This is a genomic window from Mucilaginibacter sp. GW821-FHT07H05, from assembly GCF_059418485.1.
The window spans coordinates 618452-638814 of the sequence record NZ_JBWKPY010000004.1 but is presented as its reverse complement, the minus strand read 5'-3'; the positions used below and the strand labels follow the sequence as shown (position 1 = coordinate 638814).

General features: G+C 36.9%; 19 protein-coding genes and 1 pseudogene. All 20 read left to right on the top strand.

The genetic code is table 11. The features are described from left to right. Nucleotides 1–20: 20 nt before the first annotated feature. A pseudogene (locus AC07M6_RS13875) lies at nucleotides 21–311 on the top strand (FAD-binding oxidoreductase); the annotation flags it as partial. Continuing rightward, on the top strand, nucleotides 312–1061 hold the full coding sequence (locus tag AC07M6_RS13870) for a flavin reductase family protein (protein ID WP_494890444.1): 750 nt from the start codon (nucleotides 312–314) through the stop codon (nucleotides 1059–1061). Between the two features lie 9 nt (nucleotides 1062–1070). Further along, a complete protein-coding gene (gene rfbF / locus AC07M6_RS13865; RefSeq protein WP_494890325.1) occupies nucleotides 1071–1841 on the top strand; it encodes a glucose-1-phosphate cytidylyltransferase in 771 nt (256 codons plus the stop codon). A 49-nt stretch (nucleotides 1842–1890) separates the two neighbouring features. Then, on the top strand, nucleotides 1891–2976 hold the full coding sequence (gene rfbG / locus AC07M6_RS13860) for a CDP-glucose 4,6-dehydratase (RefSeq protein ID WP_494890323.1): 1086 nt from the start codon (nucleotides 1891–1893) through the stop codon (nucleotides 2974–2976). Then, a complete protein-coding gene (locus AC07M6_RS13855; RefSeq protein ID WP_494890321.1) occupies nucleotides 2964–3881 on the top strand; it encodes an NAD-dependent epimerase/dehydratase family protein in 918 nt (305 codons plus the stop codon). The genes rfbG and AC07M6_RS13855 overlap by 13 nt, the downstream gene beginning before the upstream one ends. Then, entirely contained in the window at nucleotides 3865–5139 is a 1275-nt protein-coding gene (gene rfbH / locus AC07M6_RS13850; protein ID WP_494890319.1) for a lipopolysaccharide biosynthesis protein RfbH, read from the top strand. The genes AC07M6_RS13855 and rfbH overlap by 17 nt, the downstream gene beginning before the upstream one ends. A gap of 98 nt (nucleotides 5140–5237) precedes the next feature. Continuing rightward, nucleotides 5238–6350, top strand: coding sequence for a UDP-galactopyranose mutase (glf, locus tag AC07M6_RS13845; protein ID WP_494890317.1), 1113 nt, complete (start codon nucleotides 5238–5240; stop codon nucleotides 6348–6350). Nucleotides 6351–6629: 279 nt separating this feature from the next. Beyond that, a complete protein-coding gene (locus AC07M6_RS13840; protein WP_494890315.1) occupies nucleotides 6630–7355 on the top strand; it encodes a hypothetical protein in 726 nt (241 codons plus the stop codon). A gap of 34 nt (nucleotides 7356–7389) precedes the next feature. Beyond that, complete coding sequence (locus tag AC07M6_RS13835) at nucleotides 7390–8928, top strand: oligosaccharide flippase family protein (RefSeq protein ID WP_494890313.1); 1539 nt, start codon at nucleotides 7390–7392, stop codon at nucleotides 8926–8928. Between the two features lie 8 nt (nucleotides 8929–8936). Beyond that, nucleotides 8937–9977 carry an O-fucosyltransferase family protein gene (locus AC07M6_RS13830; protein WP_494890311.1) on the top strand — a complete coding sequence of 347 codons (1041 nt, stop codon included), beginning with the start codon at nucleotides 8937–8939 and terminating at the stop codon, nucleotides 9975–9977. A 108-nt stretch (nucleotides 9978–10085) separates the two neighbouring features. After that, the gene (locus AC07M6_RS13825) at nucleotides 10086–10961 is read left to right on the top strand and encodes a hypothetical protein (RefSeq protein WP_494890309.1); all 876 of its coding nucleotides are present in this window, start codon (nucleotides 10086–10088) and stop codon (nucleotides 10959–10961) included. Nucleotides 10962–10982: 21 nt separating this feature from the next. Further along, nucleotides 10983–11657: a CatB-related O-acetyltransferase gene (locus tag AC07M6_RS13820; protein ID WP_494890307.1), complete on the top strand. Its 675-nt coding sequence runs from the start codon at nucleotides 10983–10985 to the stop codon at nucleotides 11655–11657. Between the two features lie 4 nt (nucleotides 11658–11661). Continuing rightward, the gene (locus AC07M6_RS13815; RefSeq protein WP_494890305.1) at nucleotides 11662–12300 is read left to right on the top strand and encodes an acyltransferase; all 639 of its coding nucleotides are present in this window, start codon (nucleotides 11662–11664) and stop codon (nucleotides 12298–12300) included. Between the two features lie 432 nt (nucleotides 12301–12732). After that, nucleotides 12733–13611: a hypothetical protein gene (locus AC07M6_RS13810; protein WP_494890303.1), complete on the top strand. Its 879-nt coding sequence runs from the start codon at nucleotides 12733–12735 to the stop codon at nucleotides 13609–13611. Further along, nucleotides 13608–14465: a glycosyltransferase family 2 protein gene (locus tag AC07M6_RS13805; RefSeq protein WP_494890301.1), complete on the top strand. Its 858-nt coding sequence runs from the start codon at nucleotides 13608–13610 to the stop codon at nucleotides 14463–14465. The genes AC07M6_RS13810 and AC07M6_RS13805 overlap by 4 nt, the downstream gene beginning before the upstream one ends. Nucleotides 14466–14662: 197 nt before the next feature. Next, entirely contained in the window at nucleotides 14663–15559 is an 897-nt protein-coding gene (locus AC07M6_RS13800; RefSeq protein WP_494890299.1) for a glycosyltransferase, read from the top strand. A gap of 100 nt (nucleotides 15560–15659) precedes the next feature. Next, on the top strand, nucleotides 15660–16577 hold the full coding sequence (locus AC07M6_RS13795; protein ID WP_494890297.1) for a glycosyltransferase family protein: 918 nt from the start codon (nucleotides 15660–15662) through the stop codon (nucleotides 16575–16577). 55 nt (nucleotides 16578–16632) lie between these two features. Then, nucleotides 16633–17808 carry a hypothetical protein gene (locus AC07M6_RS13790; protein ID WP_494890295.1) on the top strand — a complete coding sequence of 392 codons (1176 nt, stop codon included), beginning with the start codon at nucleotides 16633–16635 and terminating at the stop codon, nucleotides 17806–17808. A 67-nt stretch (nucleotides 17809–17875) separates the two neighbouring features. Continuing rightward, nucleotides 17876–18658: a WecB/TagA/CpsF family glycosyltransferase gene (locus AC07M6_RS13785; protein WP_494890293.1), complete on the top strand. Its 783-nt coding sequence runs from the start codon at nucleotides 17876–17878 to the stop codon at nucleotides 18656–18658. Nucleotides 18659–18821: 163 nt separating this feature from the next. After that, nucleotides 18822–20360: a capsule assembly Wzi family protein gene (locus tag AC07M6_RS13780; protein ID WP_494890291.1), complete on the top strand. Its 1539-nt coding sequence runs from the start codon at nucleotides 18822–18824 to the stop codon at nucleotides 20358–20360. The last annotated feature ends 3 nt before the right edge of the window (nucleotides 20361–20363 follow it).

Genomic DNA, 20363 nt, shown 5'->3' with positions numbered 1-20363 from the left:
TTTATATAAATAATATTAGTGTGAATTTCTATACGCTTAAAGTTATTGAGATTCTGAAGGAAACAAACGATACGGTAACACTCTGTTTTAAGCAACCAGGTTTAAAAAAAATAGCATATTACCCGGGGCAGTATCTAACATTAATTTTCAGAATAAATGGTCGCCGATATATCAGACCATATTCGTTTTCATCGGCACCTGGCGTTGATACTACTTTAAACGTAACAATAAAAAGGGTACCGTCAGGTATCGTATCCAATCATATTATTGATAGGGTGGCCGTAGGGGATGTTATAGAGGTAATGCCACCCATGGGCGATTTTTTAATCGACTGGGATAAGATTACAGAAAAAACAAATATCGTTCTTTGGGGCGCCGGTAGTGGCATAACGCCGCTAATGTCTATTGCCAAGTTTTTACTTGCACAACACCTTAACCATGTAACACTTGTTTATGGTAACCGCGATTTTGAAAACGCCATTTTTGCCGGGCAAATTGAAATGCTTAAACAAAAGTATAACCACTTTACGGTATGGCATTTTCATTCAAAATTAAAAATCAGTAGCGTTGATCCGCATGTAGTTGAAGGCAGGATATCACCGGGTAAGGTCATTGCTGTACTGAAGCATATAGAAAGGCTTGAAGATTCGCTGCATTACATATGCGGGCCTGTTGGTTTAAAAGAATCGGTAAAGGAAGAATTAAGCAATTCAGGAATTGAAACAACCCGCATTTATTCGGAAGACTTTGAATTGATAAAAGATCCCAAAGAGTTTGAAGAGGTAATTACCCGTTCGGTTGAAATTAATAATGCCGGTAATACTTGCAGTGTAGAAGTGGTAAAAAGCAAAAGTATATTGGAAGCAGGCCTGGATGCAGGTATTGAACTACCGTATGCCTGCCAAACAGGTAACTGCTCGATATGTAAAGGGAAATTATTAGAAGGGGCCTTAAAAATGATAGGGCTAAATAAAAGGCCGGCCGATCTGTTGGATAATGAGTACCTGCTTTGTTGTTCTTATCCTTTGTCTGAAAACATTAAAATAGAAATTAATCCTTAAAATTAAAAAATGAAAGTAGTATTACTTGCTGGGGGTTTAGGTACAAGATTATCCGAAGAAACCGTTTTACGGCCAAAGCCAATGGTTGAGATTGGCGGGATGCCCATACTATGGCACATCATGAAAATATATTCATCGCACGGGTTTAATGATTTTGTGATTTGCCTGGGCTATAAAGGATATGTTATTAAAGAATACTTTGCTAACTATTTCCTGCATAAATCTGATGTTACCATCAATATGAAGGATAACTCTATAAAAGTACACGATTCGCAGGCTGAACCCTGGACAATTACACTGGTAGATACAGGAAATGACTCGATGACCGGCGGGCGTATTAAACGGATACAACCCCATATTGATAATGAGCCATTTATGCTTACTTATGGCGATGGTGTAGGTAATGTAGATATTGCCAAATTAGTTGAAACACATAAAAAAGCAGGTAAATATTGCACCGTTACTTCGGTACAACCATCGGGGCGGTTTGGTGCATTAAATATTGGCGACGAGGGGCTTGTTGATTCATTTATTGAAAAACCAAGGGGTGATGGTGCATGGATAAACGGAGGATTTTTTGTTTGCCAGCCCGAAGTTTTTTCGTACATAGAAGATGATAAAACCATATGGGAACGCGAGCCAATGGAACGGATAGCGGCAGATGGCCAAATGTTATCGTTTAAACACGAAGGGTTTTGGAAGCCAATGGATACTTTACGAGACAAGCAAGAACTGGAAGAAGATTGGCAACATAATAAAGCCAGGTGGAAAACCTGGTAAACAAGTACATCATAAACATATAGCCGGTTGAAGTAAAATATATCAAGTAATGAGCTTTTGGAATTGTTATAAAGGAAAAAAAATAATAGTAACCGGCCATACCGGTTTTAAAGGTTCATGGCTGGCTATATGGCTTAAACAGTTAGGGGCCGAAGTATATGGTTATGCACTTGCCCCCACCGCTGCAGAGGATAACTTTGTTACCTGCAACCTGCAAAATGAGATCCATCATCACGAAGGAGATGTGCGCGACGCCGCAGCCTTAACAAGCTATTTTAAAAAGATTCAGCCCGATATTGTTTTTCATTTGGCGGCCCAACCCTTAGTTTTATTATCGTATCAGGATCCGGTAGGTACATTTGAAACTAACTTAATGGGGGTAGTTAATTTTTTTGAAGCGGTACGGCAAACCCCATCTGTTAAAGTTGCGGTTAATGTAACCAGCGATAAATGTTACGATAATAAAGAATGGGTTTGGGGGTATCGGGAAAACGACCCCATGGGTGGAAAAGATCCGTACAGCGCGTCAAAAGGATGTGCCGAACTGATAACCAACTCGTACATGCATTCGTTTTTTAACCAGTCTGAATGCCTGGTAGCATCGGCCAGGGCAGGTAACGTAATTGGCGGAGGCGATTGGGCCAAAGACAGGATTGTCCCCGATTACTTCAGGGCAGTTAAAGCCGGCCAGAAACTAACCATTCGCAACCCGTATGCTACACGCCCATGGCAACATGTGCTGGAGCCATTAAGCGGCTACCTTAATTTAGCGGCAACCATGTATACCGAAGGCCGGGCGTATTGCGGCGGCTGGAATTTTGGCCCCGAAGATACGGCCAACTATTCGGTAAAGCACCTGATAGATAAAATGCTGGCTATTGATGCCAATGGCGGTTATGAAATACCCGAGAATACAGTAAAACCGCATGAAGCCCATTTATTAAAGTTGGATATATCAAAAGCGGTGAATCAATTAAACTGGCGGCCGGCACTTTCATTTAACGAAACCGTTGAATTTACCGTTAGCGGTTATACAGACGACCTTGCCGAGCAGGATATACTTGAAAAAAGAATTAAGCAAATTAAACTATATACCGATAAGGCTTTACAGAAGGAAATAGCATGGGCGGTATAAAAACCATATTGATAACCGGTGCGAGTGGCTTTTTAGGCAGCCATGTATTACAACTGCTTATTGATAAAGGTTATACGCCTGTTGTATATTTGAGGCACAGCTCTAACTTATGGCGTATTAAGCATTTGCAGGGGAAATACAAGGCATTTGTAGCACATGATGATAGTTATACCGATTTGCCATCGTTATTTAAAGATCATCAAATTGATGCAATTGTACACACTGCTACAGAGTATGGCCGGCAATCAACACTATCAGATATTTTAAAAACAAATGTTGTATTTCCGATAAAATTGATTGAAGCCGGAGCCCTGCACCAGGTAAAATTGTTTATAAATACCGATACGTTTTTTGGTAAAAAACAATTCGATTTAAAATACCTGGGTAGCTACACATCATCAAAAAGGGTGTTGGAAAGCTTTTTGCCAGGTTTATGCACCCAACAGCTAAGCATTGTTAACCTAAGGATTGAACATGTTTATGGCGGCAACGATGGTGAGCAAAAATTTGTACCGGCTATAATTAGGCAGGCATTACAAAACAAAGAAGAAATATTACTTACTGCAGGTTTGCAAAAGCGCGACTTTGTTTATGTAAAGGATGTAGCCAATGCTTATTTAAGTGTACTCACATCGCCCGGCGTAATAGGTTACAAGGAATTTGAAGTTGGTACAGGACAATCTGCTACGGTGAAAGCATATGTTTCAAAAATAGCGGAAATAACAGGCACCAAATCATTATTAAATTTTGGTGTATTACCCACGCGCGAAGGCGAAATTACAGACTCCTTTGCAGATATTAACCCATTAAAACAATTGGGTTGGAAACCCGAATACACTATTGAACAGGGATTAATAGAAACCATTAACTCAGAAAAATCTATTAGCTATGATAACGCTCAATAACGAAGAACTTAAATTAACAACGTTTAAACGTAGTATCCCCGGAGTAAATTATATACCGGTAACCGGTAAAATAATTGAGGAGGACGACTTGCTGATGGGTATCCAATCAGTAGCTGATGGATGGTTGACTGCCGGCCGTTTTGCAAACCAGTTTGAACATGAGTTTGCGGCCTATTTTGGCAAAACAAAATCATTGTTGGTTAACTCAGGCTCATCGGCCAACCTGGTAGCCTTTTACGCTTTAACATCGCCTAAGCTTGGCGATAGGGCCATAAAACCAGGCGATGAAGTGATTACTGTAGCTGCTGGCTTTCCGACCACGGTAAACCCGATTGTGCAATTTGGTGCTATACCCGTTTTTGTGGACGTTGATGTAGCTACGCACAATGTGTTGGCTCATATGATCGAGGAAGCTGTATCGCCAAAAACCAAAGCTATTATGATAGCCCATTCGCTTGGGAACCCATTTGATTTGGATGAGGTAATGCGTGTGGCTAAAAAATACAATTTATGGGTAGTTGAAGACGATTGCGATTCGCTTGGGGCAACCTACCGCGGGCAAAAAACCGGTACCTTTGGCGATATTTCAACCTTCTCTTTCTATCCGGCGCATCATATTACTATGGGCGAAGGCGGGGCCGTACTGATCAATAACCCCGAATTGGCCAAAGTAGCCGAAAGCTTTAGAGATTGGGGCCGCGATTGCTATTGTGAGCCCGGAAAAGATAATACCTGTGGCTGTCGCTTTTCGCAACAATTAGGTTCCTTACCCTATGGTTATGATCATAAGTATACCTATTCGCATATCGGGTTTAATTTAAAGGTTACCGATATGCAAGCCGCTATAGGTGTATCCCAATTGCATAAAGTTGATCGTTTTGTTGAGAAAAGAAGACAAAACTACAAGGCATTATACAGCAGAATGAAGGAGTTTGAGGAGATATTTATTTTGCCCGAACCTACCCCAAATTCAGATCCATCATGGTTTGGGTTCTTAATGACTTTACGTGAAGGTGATGCGGCCGACCGCCATATGCTGGTACAGCACCTGGAAGAAAAGAAAATTGGTACCCGATTGTTATTTGCCGGGAACCTTTTGCGCCAGCCCGCCTATGCCGGTGTAAATCACAGGGTGGTTGGCAACCTTACTAATACCGATATTATCATGAATCAATCGTTTTGGTTAGGTGTTTGGCCTGGTTTGGATGAAGGACATTACGATTACATCCACGATACGATTAAAGATTATTTGGAATAGTCTAAACTGAGATGTTTTGAAGGTTAGTTGGCTGCCGCGTTAATGATTAAACAATTAACGCGTGGTTATTATTGGTTTATAATCAATCTTATAGTTTAATGAAAAAATATTTAATAGTAGGTGCCGGGTTTTCAGGGGCGGTTATTGCCGAGCAATTAAGTAAAAGTATTGATTGTGACATTACGGTAATAGATCAACGAGATCATATAGCCGGAAACTGCCATACCGAAAGGGACGAGGCAACCGGGGTTATGGTGCATAAATATGGCCCGCATATTTTTAATACAGATAATGAAAAGGTTTGGCTTTATATCCAAAAGTTTGGTGTCATCAAAAACTATACGCATCGGGTTAAGGCCATTTACCAAAATAAGGTATACTCGTTACCCATAAACTTGCATACTATTAACCAGTTTTTTAATACTAACGTTAGTCCTGATGAAGCAAAGGAGCTTATAGCATCGTTAGGGATGGATATAGCTGAACCTGCAAACTTTGAGGAGCAAGCCCTGAAAATGATAGGACGAGACTTGTATATGGCATTTATGTACGGGTATACTAAAAAGCAATGGGGTATTGAGCCTACAGAATTGCCGGCTTCAATTTTAAAAAGATTACCTGTAAGGTTTAATTATAACGATAGCTATTACCACAGTAATTTTTTTGGTATCCCCGAGCATGGTTATACCAGCATAATAAAAAACATGCTGGATAGCGACCGTATAAAGGTAGAGCTGAATGTTATGTTTACGCAAGACTATGACATATCCGGCTTTGATCATATATTTTACACCGGGCCTATTGATGCTTTTTTTAATTATAAGCATGGAAGACTGAGTTACAGAACTGTTTCTTTTGAGCGTTTTGAAGCCGATGGCGATTTTCAGGGTGCATCACAAATTAATTATTGTGATGAAGATATTCCATATACCAGGATTTGTGAACATAAACACTTTACACCCTGGGAGACGCATGAAAAGACGGTTTATTTTAAAGAATATAGCAAGGAGACCGGGCCCGATGATGTGCCTTACTACCCTAAACGCCTGGCAGGCGACATTACTATTCTTAACAAATATGAAGAAGAAAAGGATGCGCTAAAAAATGTATCGTTTTTGGGCAGACTGGCTACCTACAGATACATGGATATGCATCACGTTATAGGCGAGGCGCTTGATTTGGCCGAGCGCTTTGTTGCATTGAATAAATAGTAAGATTTAATAATTGTTGTACATAGTTAAATAGAAAAGATGTCAAAAAAAACCTGTTTAATTTATGGCCATGATGGCTTCGATTTATGTATACTATATAACATAATAACTTTTTATAAATCGTTAGGCTTTCGGGTTTTTTTTTCAAATACATTGGCCGATGCCGATTTACTTGTGGTGTTAAGGATACCGCCGGGTAACATTTCTTCAAAAAATAATGATTATGATGTTATACATGTATATGATTACGTCGGGAGCGATTATAAACCATATTTTGATATGCTTGATTTTAAAAAAGCACTGGTTTTTTGCTCATCCGACAATAGAAAGAATGAAATAATCGCGTCTTATCCGCAATATAGTAATCGTGTAATTGTTGCCCTTGCGCCTGTAATCACAAAATTTTGGGCCCACACAATTAATCCGTCAGCCAGCTTCAATATCATCCATATTGGCAATTGCAAACCTTATTATAGTGATGGCACTGATTTATATAGCAACAGATTTCTGAATATCATAAAAAACAAGAAGGCGGATGTTTGGGGAGCCGGCTGGGATATGCCCGATTTAAAGGCAAATGCGCATGGCAAGCTAGGTATTTTTAAAGTACCCGAAATATGCCGGAATGCCGTATTTGCTTTGGGGATGATGTACCCTTTTCAACGTGAGGTAACTTTTTCGAGCAGGTTTTGGCAAGCCCCGTTAAACGGCTGTACCTTATTGTCGGAGCCATGTATTTATGCAGGCATTTTCCCGGGTATAGTTGAAACCGATTATTCGGAAGATAGTGTGGAGCAGATATTAAACGCTGCGCCCGACAGGCTGCTTATCCAACAAACCGCTATCAAATATTGGGACGACCAGTATGCGATAACTTATAAAATAGTAAGTGATTGTTTACATGCATCATCTTTTTCGGGTAAAAAGACATGGTCGAAAAATACAGCATATTATAAACATGCTTTTATTAATATCATCAGAAAAATTAAGCAAAAGTATAGTTAATCACTATGAGGCTTATCCATTTTAATTACGTTATATGAAATTTTTTAGGGTAATAAAAAATGAAAATGAAAGCCGTAAGGTTGCTGTTTTAATCAATATGGTTGGAACATACTCCTACGTATTGGTTAATATACTTAACGGATTGGTGCTTATACCATTATTTCTGCGGTATTTTGGCGTTGATTTATATGGGGCCTGGCTGGCAACTTCCGGAATGATCTCTATGTTTGCCCTTCTGGAAGGCGGTATCAACCAAGTTATTACACAAAGGTTAGCTAAATCATACGCCAGAAAAAACCCGGTTTCATTCCGATTGGTTTTTTCATCGGGATTGATTATTAACACCATGGTTGTTTTATGCATGATTGTACTTGGGTGCATTTTTGCTAAAACGTTTCAATATTTTATCCATACCAGCGAGTTAAATTACAGAGTTTTACGTAATTCAATTATTTTGGCCACACTTGGTGTAGCCTTAACGCTTTATCAAAACACCTTGTTTTCGCCTTATTATGCATGGCAAAGGGTTTTTATAGCAGGTATCATTAATTCGGGTACTTCAATTATGGGTATTGTTGTTAACCTGGTGTTATTGTTTAATGGTTTTGGTATAATTTCTATCTCGATATCTTTATTTTTAAATGGGCTAATCGGTTTTTTGCTGGCCATATTTTTTGTTACCGGCGAAATGCGCAGAAGGCATGGCGCTGGTTGGTTTATTTTGAAATTCAGGCATACTAAGTTTATTTTAAAAAAATCGGCACCGCTTTATCTTAATACCGTAATTAATACGGTTTCGGGTAATATCGAACCGGTAATCATTGGTGGCTGTATCAATTCGGCAGCGGTTGTAATGTACAATGTAACTTACAAGCTCATTTCTATGGCCGGTCTTCCGATCAATGCCATCGCGGGTGGGATTATGGGGAGCGCATCTCACCTTTTTGGGCAAAATGATCGTGATAAACAAAAATCGGTAGTGAGGACAGTGATATCAATCCATACCATCATTTCGGTTGTAGTAATAGCGGTATTAGTTATCGTTAATAAAGATTTTGTACGGCTTTGGGTAGGCGAAAAACTTTACGGCGGCGATTTGCTGACCATATTATTCGGGTGCCAGGTTTTATTAAGTACACGCTTTAATATCTATAATTCATTTATTCAGGCAACCGGTAATTTTAAAACAACTTCATTAACCGGGATTATTGTAGCGGTTTCTAAACTGGCGTTATTAACTGTTTTAATATTAACCTTCCGTGATATCCATATTTTACCCTTAGCTGCTATACTAACTTTAGTTGCATTTACTTTTTATTATTACCCTAATAAAGTAGCCAAAATTGTAAACGATGATAGCTTACTATGGCGTGGAACTTTGGAAATATTAATTGGTGTATGCCTGGTAGCTGTTTTATTATATACACCGTATTACGCTATCAATTGGTTTCAGTTGGTTGTTAAATCAATTGCCGGTTTACTAATCTCTTTCATTGTACTGTTCCTGCTTTCGGGGGCTTTCAGAGCAAACCTGAAATATCTGAAAAATTCATTTATTGGCTCAAAAGTTTAATCCTTCATATGTCAAACACATCACAATTGCGGGGAAAGGTAACACGGAAGATCAAAACGATCGTTTTAAAAATGATTGTGAATACCCCGTTTCAATTCTATTTATATAAATCTTATTGGAATTACAGGGGAAGTAAATCAACAACTAAGTATGCTGCAGCCGTAAATAATGATTGCTATATTGCCCAAAAGCCAAATTATGGCGCCGGTATAGGGCACCAGTTAGCTAACTGGAATGCAGGGTATCATTATGCACAATACTACGGTACTCAGTTTGCGCACTTCCCGTTTTCGAGTGATGAATGGGAAGCTTTTTTAGGTTTAGGCGAACATGAGCTACAAGCAAGGGATTTAATTAATGACAGGAAAATAAAAAAAGTGCGTTTACCATTGTTTGATGATACAAAACAATCGCATTTAGATATGATTGGCCATATTATACAATCATACCGAAATGTAAAAGCATTTTTTATTCTGGAACAGGACCAGGGTTATAACAAGCAGTACGAAACTTATAAAGCACTATCCGAAAAGTTTTTTAATGCCGCTGCCCGTAAAGATGATAAGTTAATGTATGCTCCCGGGTGTTTTAACGTGGCCATACATATACGCCGGGGTGATATTGTAGCCATGAAAAAGGATGGGTTATCTAACTGGAAAGACCGGTGGCTGGATAATAGTTATTATGTAAATGTGCTGAATAAACTACTTCAATTACTTAAGTTGGATAAACCCGTTAAGGTATACCTTTTCTCGCAAGGCACTAAAGATGATTTTCCGGAGTTTGCAGGTTTTACAGATATCGTTTACTGCCTTGAAACTGATGTTTTTGATTCGTTTTTGCATTTGGCCACGGCCGATTTATTAGTGAGCAGTAAAAGTTCCTTCTCCTACAAACCCGCACTTATTTCAAAAGGTTTAAAAATATCCCCGGCAAATTTTTGGCATGAGTATCCTGATGAGGATACGTTTATTTTGGCTAATGATAATGGGGATTTTGATAGTGAGCAATTATTGCGTAAACTACCTAATGGTAGCAATATTAAATGATTTTTAAGTTAGGAAAGCATGACCATAGACAAACTACTGCTAAAGCTATTAAAAAAATATAGTTCTGTTTTTAGTTCAGCCCCCTCTAATTTTGGGCGTAATTGGAATATGTTTCCACTAAAAAACTATGCTAATAAACTAATTTATGATGCCATAAATAGTGATGGGCCATTAATGATTGCCCGCCTTGGGTCGACAGAATTATTAGCGATGACCAATTATATTGGTGTAAAATATCCCGAAAAGTATAAAAGTGTAAAAGGGTTTATCAACCATCAAACTCCGCCATGGTGGTGGGAAAAAGCAACTATCAACCAGATGTGCAATTGGTCGGGATTTTTCCCTGCTGATCAAAAACTGATTGAGCGATTTTGCGAAATGATGATTGCTGACCTGGATAAAGTAGATATATTAGGATCCTGGCTTAAAAGCGAGAAGTTTTTTAACGATAAACTGGTAGATACTAAAAAAGTAATACTGGAAGATCTTGAGCCATTTTTTGCTGAACAGCCGTGGACATTAGCCTTGAAAAATAAAAAGGTGCTTGTGGTGCATCCGTTTGAGGACACCATAAAGCAGCAATACTTATATCATAACCAACTTTTTGATAATGGTTTACTGCCTGATTTTGAATTGCTGACCGTAAAAGCCGTGCAAACAATTGCCGGCGAGAAATCGCCGTTTAAGGATTGGTTTGAAGCCTTGGATTATATGAAAGATCAAATCGCATCTAAAGATTTTGATGTGTGTATATTGGGTTGCGGCGCTTATGGTTTCCCATTAGCCGCATTTGTAAAACAATTGGGTAAAAAGGCAATACACCTGGGAGGTGTTACTCAACTAATATTTGGTATTAAGGGCAGCCGTTGGGAGGATTATATAGTTTATCCGTACATGAATTTATATAATGATTATTGGGTTAGGCCGGGTGATAAAGAAAAGCCCCGAAATGCAGATATAGTTGAAGGGGCCTGTTATTGGTAATTTTATTTGAATAGTGAAAAAATGAAAAAGATGTTTTTACGGGCACTTTTGTTACCAATAGGTTTCATAAAAAAATGCATTAGCATTGGTAATGAAGGGGCCAGGGACATACAAAACAAATTGAGGTTTAAAAATGCTATTATAGATACAGGATGCGCAATTGATGATCATTCGGAAATAGCTGGCTTTACGCATATTTTAAGTAATAGTCAGTTAAACAACACCGTTGTAGAATCATATAGCTATATAGGGAAAAACTGTATTATTCAAAATGCGCGGATTGGCTCTTTTTGCTCAATTGCTAATGATGTGATGATTGGTTTGGGTAAACATCCAATCACTAATTTTTCAACCGCGACACTGTTTTATAGAAAACATAATACATTAAATGTGCAACTGATTGATGAAGACCTGCCATTTGAGGAGTACGATCATATTACCATTGGGTGTGATGTTTGGGTAGGTGCAAGGGCTATTATTATGGATGGAGTTGAAATAGGGCATGGCGCTATTGTTGCCGCTAATGCAGTAGTAACTAAAAATGTACCTGCGTACAGTATAGTAGGAGGATCGCCGGCAAGGGTAATCAAATACAGGTTTGATGAAGAGAAAATAGATAAGTTGCTGAAAAGTAAATGGTGGGAACAAAAGTTGGAAATAATTAAGGCTCAAATTTCAGATTTAAATAGATTATAAATTTATGGTATCAATAATTTATAAGGGAATAAGAAAGATTTTTGAAAAATGTATAAACGTTATTTACACACCACTTGCCAAAATAGCGTTTTTTTTAAACGGTGTTAAAATAAATAAAGGGCTTAGGGTATACGGAATAATAAAAGTATATATTACACGCCGGGGTATTGTACGTATTGGTAACAGCCTATCGATAAACAGCGGATTTAGACATAATATAATTGGCCGGCAGCAAAAGTGTATTTTTTGGGTCGAAGGTGAATTAACAATAGGAAATAATGTAGGCATAAGTTCGGCAGCTATAATTTGCAATCATAAAATCACAATTGGTAATAACGTATTACTTGGCGGCAACACAGTTATTTATGATACGGATTTTCATTCGCTTGATCCGCAGCAAAGGGGTGTTGCGGGGCTTGATAGGCTAAATGCAAAAAAAGCGCCCGTTGTAATAGGTAATAATGTATTTATCGGGGCGCACACAACCATATTAAAAGGCGTAACTATCGGAGAAAACTCGATAATAGGCGCCTGTTCGGTAGTTACTAAAAACATTCCGGATAATGAAATATGGGCCGGTAATCCTGCTAAATTTGTAAAAAAAGTAAGTTTTACCGGCGAGGCATCAAGCGCAGCTTTTTAACAGTTGGCTTGGCTGCACAACACCTGGTAATTAAGTAATTATAATGTTATTAATAAGGATGTTAATATTTGAATTAAGAACGTGAAAATAAGTAAGCAAACAGTACTAATTCCCTTATTTGCGCTAACCTTATCTGATACATTAGTTTACGTATCATATTCTGGCAATGCATCGGGCACACTTGTAAACACGGCAGTTGCATTTTTTAGATATCTGTCTTTTTTTAGTGTTATCTACATCTGTAATAAAACCGAACGCAATAAAGATATTCCTTCCAATTTATCTATTTTAATGAGCGCCATTATGATTTGGCAAATAATTACCCTAATTAAGGGAGTATTGCTTGTCAATGATTATTGGGATTGGAAATTTTTGCTGTTCGAATCTTTTCTGTTTTTATCCGTCCCCCTAACCTATTACGTAGGGAAAATAATGCTCTTTTTTAAAACGATATGCATTTATACGCTTAAATATCTGTTTAAATTTGGCTTCCTTATTATTCCATTGGCCTTGGTTACAAATACCGAACTGTATTCGCGCCTGATGATGCCTGTCAGCGTAATCATTTTATTAGTGCCTTTTTTTGAACGCAAGTGGCGGATATTAATATTTATAGTTGCAGTAGTGTCTGTAGCCATAGAGCCCGACCTCCGAACTAATATCATTAAAACAGCAACATCGTTATGTATATTGGCTACCTATTACTACCGGCAGCGTATTAGTGTAGGTTTAATAAAAATTACGCACTTGGTTTTGTTTGCTCTCCCCTTATTTTTAGCTTTTTTAGCGTTTGCTACGGGATATAACGTTTTTGCAGATGTTTTGCAGGAGGATGATAAATATGAATTTCGTGGTGCAAATGGCGAAACAGCTAACCTCGCTTCAGATACTCGTACATTTTTATATCAGGAGGTGATAACATCATTAGTTAATAATGGTACACTAATAACCGGCGAAGGCGCCTCTGGAAAATACCGGTCCGATTTTTTTAATGAGCATGGTACCGGCAGATATTCGTCAGAAGTGGGTATTTTAAATATCATTTTATACTCGGGTTTGATAGGGGCTGTTTTATATCTTTCATTTTTGTTACTGGTATCATACTACGGAATTTACCGGTCAAATAACTGGCTGAGTAAAATGTTTGGATTATTAATATCCGTACGATGGACCTTGCTTTTTATTGAAGAGTTTACCCAGTTCGATTTAAATTTTTATTTTTTCTGGCTGGCTTTGGGTTTGTTAAGCTCCCAAAAATTCAGACAGTTAAGTGATGCAGAAGTAATTGAGCTTTTTAGTTTTTCATCATGAAATATACCATTGCTATACTATTAACCTGTTTTAACCGAAGGGAAAAAACGATAGCTTGTTTAAATAGCGTTTATAACCAGGCTATCGGTCCGGATATTAAATTGGAAGTTTTTTTGGTGGATGATGGATCAACCGATGGTACGTCAGAAGCAGTAAAAAACAATTATCCCGATGTGAGGGTCATTCAGGGTAATGGCAGTTTATATTGGGCGGGTGGTATGCGTAAAGCCTGGACGGGGGCTATTAACAGCAAAATTGACATCGACTTTTTTTTATTATTAAATGACGATACTACATTGTATGAAAATACCATTAGTAATATACTGGCTGATTTAAGGAAACTTGAAACAGAAAAAGCTATACTGGTAGCTCCAACAATAGGCCCGTCTTTAAATCAGGTTACCTATGGCGGCAGCAGGTTATTAAATGCCAACAAATCTCAATTTAAAATGCTTACGCCAAACGGCATACAACCACAAATATGCGATTTGGGCAATGCCAATATAATGCTGGTACCATTTGCAGTATACCAGGAAACAGGCATACTATCAGAGAGCTTTACCCATGGCATTGCCGATTTTGATTATACATTAAGTGCGAAAAAGAAAGGCATATTAACCTATGTTACATCTGATTATGGGGGTGTTTGCCATAATGACCACGGCAAAAACTGGCGAAGCGGAAAAGAATATAATTTAAAACAACGGATAAATTATTTATATAGCCCCACCGGATTAGCTTATAAAGAGTACTTATATTATATAAGAAAACACTTTCCGAAGGAATTGCCTGAAGCTTTTTTAAAGATTTGGACCAAAACGCTATTCCCCTATATTTATGATAAACTTAAATAGATCGGGCTTGCTTTCTTTTATTATTTAGAAGAATTATAATTAAGTATAATAAATGAACAAATAAGTACAACCATTTGTCTGTTTATTATTGCATTGATTAGCTTTATTACTTAAAGTTGTAATAATTATGCATCTTTATTTATGATTAATAATAATAATTGATTAATATTATACGTTGATTAATCCCTTGTAATATTGTGAATTATCCCCCGATTATTTTATTCACATATAATAGGTTAAATACGCTTAAGCTATGTATCAGCTCGTTAAAAAAGTGTGATTATAGTGACGTTTCTGACCTGATTATATATTCTGACGCTGCAAAAAAAAGCAGTGATATTGAAAAAGTGGAAATCGTTAGGAATTACATTAAAACAATAGATGGTTTTAAATCAATAAGTGTTGTTTTCAGAGAGAAAAACCTGGGTGTTGATTTCAACATTATGGAAGCTATAAAGGAAATATCAAGTAAGCATGATAGCTTTATTGTGATTGAAGACGACCTTATTTTTAACAAACAGTTCATTTACTTTATGAACCAAACGTTAGAGTATTATAAAAATCATAATGATATCATCACGGTCTCCGGGTTCTCCTATATACACACCATTCCCTCTCAATACATATATGATGTATATTTTACAAAACGGCCGGGTAGTTGGGGGTGGGCAACGTGGTCTGATAAAATAAAGAAGGTAGATTGGGATATTAAAGATGCAGATCAGTTTTTGGCCAGCAGAAAAATGCAATCTGAATTTAACAAATGGGGGAGCGATCTGTCATCGATGTTGAAAAAAACAATAGCTGGTATTACTAAGGCCTGGGATATAAGATTATGTTATTATCAGTATAAAAATAATTTATACACTGTTTTTCCAACACAATCTATGGTGATATATAACGGCTTTGGCGAAGATGCCTCCAACACATCGGGATACAACCGTTATAAAAATATTGTACCAAATGTTAAGTCAAAATTCAACTTTCCGGATACAGTAGTAATAAATTCTTCAATAAAAAGGAAATTCACTTTCCAAAACTCCATTGTGATGAGGATTTATTCTAAATTATTAAGTCTTCTAAAGGTTAATTAACCGTTTTTCTACGATTTTGCCTATATTTAGAGTGTTGATTAACTCTTGTTGTATTAAGTATATAGCAGCGTATAAATAACGATTATATTTTCAAACATCTATGAGCCCGGCACCTCTGATACTCTTTACTTACAAACGACTTGACATTTTAAAACGCACCATTGAAAAACTACAGCAAAACACTTTAGCAAACCAATCTGTACTTTATATTTATTCTGATGCAGCTAAGCATGAGGAAGACGAAACTGTAATTAATGAGGTTAGAAAGTATTTAAGATCAATAACCGGGTTTAAAGAAGTTACTGTAATTGAAGCAATAAATAATAAGGGCCTGGCTAAGTCAATTATTGATGGAGTTGGTGAAGTGTTAAAACAATATGACAGGGCTATTGTGCTGGAAGATGATATATTAACCACAACCAATTTCTTGACGTATATGAACGACGCGTTGTCTTTTTATGAAGATAAGAAGCAGGTGTTTTCAATATGCGGTTATTCAGACAATCTAAAAATCAGCCCATCCTATCCGTATGATGTGTACTTTACTAAAAGGGGATCTTCGTGGGGCTGGGCTACATGGAAAGATAGGTGGGAGCCAATAGACTGGCGGGTAAAGGATTACAACGAATTTAAGAAAAACAGATCCCTAAAAAAGAAATTTAACGAAATGGGGTCCGACCTGAGTTCGATGCTTAAAAAAAGAATGGAGGGACGTATTGATTCGTGGGCCATACGCTGGTGCTATTACCAGTTTAAGCATAACTTATACTCTGTTTATCCGGTGGTATCTAAAGTGCATAATATTGGTTTTGATACTAATGCAACCAATATGTATGGCTATAAACTAATACCAGCAGTTAACAACGATAACTTGCAATCAGAATTTAAGTTTTCGGATAAAATAGTTATTGATAAACAGGTTATTGCCGAATTTAAAAAGCAATATTCCATAAAAATCCGGATAAAAAATAAACTGAAATTTTATTTCCGAACGCGTATTTTAAAAGCACCAAAGTAAAACGGCTACATATTATTATTAAAATATTATTGTTTTGCCAATATTATAATCATCAATGGGCAAATATATTATTAGTGGGTTGGGGCCCTCGCAGGGAGGTGTAGGCAGGCTTGTAAAAGAAATTATCGAACACGCCCGCGAAAATTACCCGGATATCGAATTAATTTACATTTACGCCAAAAAGAACCCGTTTTTTAAATTTTTAAAAGAGTCATTTCTTGGCGATTTTTTGAAAACAATTTTTTATAAATTGTTTACACAAAACGGCCTGAAAGTTAAACTGTCAAAAATTTATAACGCTAATATTTTATTAATTCATCCTCAAACCTTCGGTTTTAGTAATTTTTATAAACTTTTTGATAATGGAAACGCCATATATTTATATGTTATGGATTGTAGTTTTTTTTGTCTGAAATCTTACAACCATATAAAACCAAATACTTCACCATGTTTACAATGCTTAGCCAGTAGCACATTTGAACCGGCTATACTAAATAATTGCAAACCATTTCCGGTATCCTATTCAACAGCCGAGAATATTGAGTTTTTAAAATTTTTGAAAATTAATTACCGTCAGCTGGTTTTTTTGGCACAAAATGAAAGGCAGCAGCATTTAATTAAAAATCATTTTGGAGAAGACGCTAAAACATTAGTAGTTGGCATGTACACTAATGAAATAGTGCATGATAAAATTTTTAATGCGCTAACAACCACTGCTTATGATATGGTATACCACGGATCGTTGGATGAAGCAAAGGGACTACGGTATGTACTTCAAATGGCACCATTTTTAACACCATATACTATACTGGTGCCTTACACTATTAATCAGGTTAAAGCAGAGTATAGTGATATCGTGATAAGCGATAATATTGTATTTAAAGAGATGACCTGGGAAACAGGATTAGCCGAGGCTGTATCAAATGCTAAAATGGTTGTAAATCCTTCCGTTTGGTCGGCACCTATAGAAGGTGCCCTGTTAAAATCAATCAACTCAAATGGTTGCGTAGCCGCGGTTAATGCCCAATACTCTTTTGCATCAGAGTTAATAAAGGCTAATGTTATCATTGGCCTAAATGATGATATTCAAAACTCGGCAAGCCGTGTCAATGAAATTTTATCATCATCAGCTCTGCGTAGTACATTAGTGCAAAAATCTAAGGAGTGGCTTAATTTGTATCTGTCTAACAAAAGCATAAAACAAACAGAACTATTTGAGGCTGTTTTTTAATACCCGGTATCCGGGTTTTGTTAGTGTAACTAATCCGCAGTAAGGTATTCACATTTTTTATTTACATATGACCACAGAAAACATATCTGCTAATAAGTATAAAACAGTTTATTGTTTAGGGTTTAATATATATGCAGATACCCTTAGCAAAATATCATTAAGTAAAAAAACGCTGATTAATACCATCAATCAATACTCATACTGTATTACCCAACAGGATAACGAATTTAAAAAAGCCCTGCTGCAATCAGATATTTTATTACCTGACGGGGTAGGAATTACTTTTGCAGCCAAATTTTTTGATAACGAGCATGTAAAGAAAATTGCCGGCGCAGATATGCACAAGTTTTTGTTAGAGAAATGCTTAAATGAAAGTAAGAGTTGTTTTTATTTAGGGTCATCTATTCATACTTTAAATAAAATAAAAAGCCGGTTAAGTGTAGAATATCCTGATATAAAGGCCGGGTTTTATTCGCCCCCATATAAGGCCCAATTTACTAATGAGGATAATTTGGAAATGATAAACGCCGTTAATGCCTTTAAACCCGATGTTTTATTTATAGGGATGACGGCGCCTAAGCAAGAAAAATGGGCATTTGAACATCGTGATAACTTAAATACATATATTATATGTTCAATAGGTGCTGTATTTGATTTTTATGCAGGCACTGTTAAACGCCCCAATAAAATATGGATAAAATTAGGTTTAGAATGGTTTATCCGCTTGGTAAAAGAGCCTAAAAGAATGAGCAAAAGATATTTATACTATGGCCCATTATTTGTGGGAACGCTATTTAAAGTACGCCTTAACTCGTTGTTCAAAAAAAGCAATTTAAAACCAATAGAATAATGTGCACCACAGTTTTTAATATTTACACCACTTGTTAATAATAAAAATGCAATTAATAATTAATATTGTTGATGATATTTTATTATTTTTATCAAAAAATTGCCAATTGGTAAATGCGAATCGTTAATAAACTGGTTTGTATTTGTTAAAACACATTAACCATATGGAGATCAACAGCGGTATAAAACAATACATTTTTTTTTTCTTGATGCTGTTAATGCCTTTTTTACTAAAAGCGCAATCTGATGATCTGCTACACTACTCGGCCGAAATACAAACAACTATAGCGCCTGCTGCAAAGCTCCCTTTTTGGTTGCGGGCTGGTAAATATGGCAGCGTACCGCTTCCCGGTACATCCGGCGCTATAATCGGAAGTTTTTATAAAGATTACGCGCCAGCAAACAATCAGTTTTTTAGCGACGGCGATTCACCAATGTTAGATTGGTCAGCCGGTGTTACATTACGTGTAAACGCCGGCAGTAAGGCAAATTTTTCAATTATAGAGGGTTATATTAAGGCTAAATACAGTATATTTCAAGTATCAGCCGGCCGCACAAAAGATATTGTAGGATTAGTTGACAGCACATTATCATCGGGGGCATTTTCTGTTTCAGGTAACGCGCTGGGGATACCAAAAATTACATTAGCAATTCCCCAATATTACAGTATCCCGATTTTTGATAAATTATTTTCATTTAAAATGGATTATCAATTTGGTTTTGTAGGTAACCAGCAATTATCAGATGCGAGTTATGTACCCACAGCGGGCACATATTATCAGGAAAACTCGGTTTACATCAGGCTTGGAAAACCAGATTGGCGGCTAAAGTTATATGGTGGTATTAACCATGAAGTGTTTTCGGGAAACGAAGACAAGATATTTGGTTCGGGATGGACCTTATCGCCTATCAAATCATTATTTTATGCCGCTATAGGTAAAACCTATAGTCCCCCAAAAGATGCTGTAAAATTTGATGCATTAACATCAAAAGTTGGTAATCATATTGGCTCGGTAGATATAGGGGCCGATTATGAGTTTGAAGATATAAAGCTATCGGCTTACCGTCAAAATTTATATGATGTAGGCGCGATATCCAAATTGGCTAATATAGCCGATGGGATAAATGGCATTAGCCTTACTAACAAAAACTACGCTAAAAATGAAAGTGGCTGGCATAAGTTTTTATTTGAATTTATTTATACTAAGGACCAGGCAGGTAAAATTGATTCAAAGGTTACTAATTCTGGCGATGAGGATTATTATAACAATTATGTTTATACCGAGGGATGGTCTTATAAAGGCTTAAATTTGGGCAACCCTTTATTAACAACAAGTGAATATACAAGGGCTGGCTTAGCGGCGTTTCCGGGAGATTATTTCATTAATAATAGGATAATGGCATTTCATACAGGTTTAGAGGGCTCATTAAACCATATTGATTTTACAGTAAAGGCTACATATTCTGTAAACTATGGCACTTATGGTACAAGTGTAGAAGGGCACAATTTAGCCTATTATAAAGGGAACATTACACCGCCGGTGGGTTTATTTGGCCAGGTAGAACAGTTTTCCGGTTATCTGGAAGCCGGTAAAACATCAGATAAAGGATTGTTTATTGGTGCAGCCGTAGCTATGGATTTAGGCGGATTATATTACAATTCTGTAGGTTTGCAACTACGACTTAAAAAAACGTTTAATTAAAAC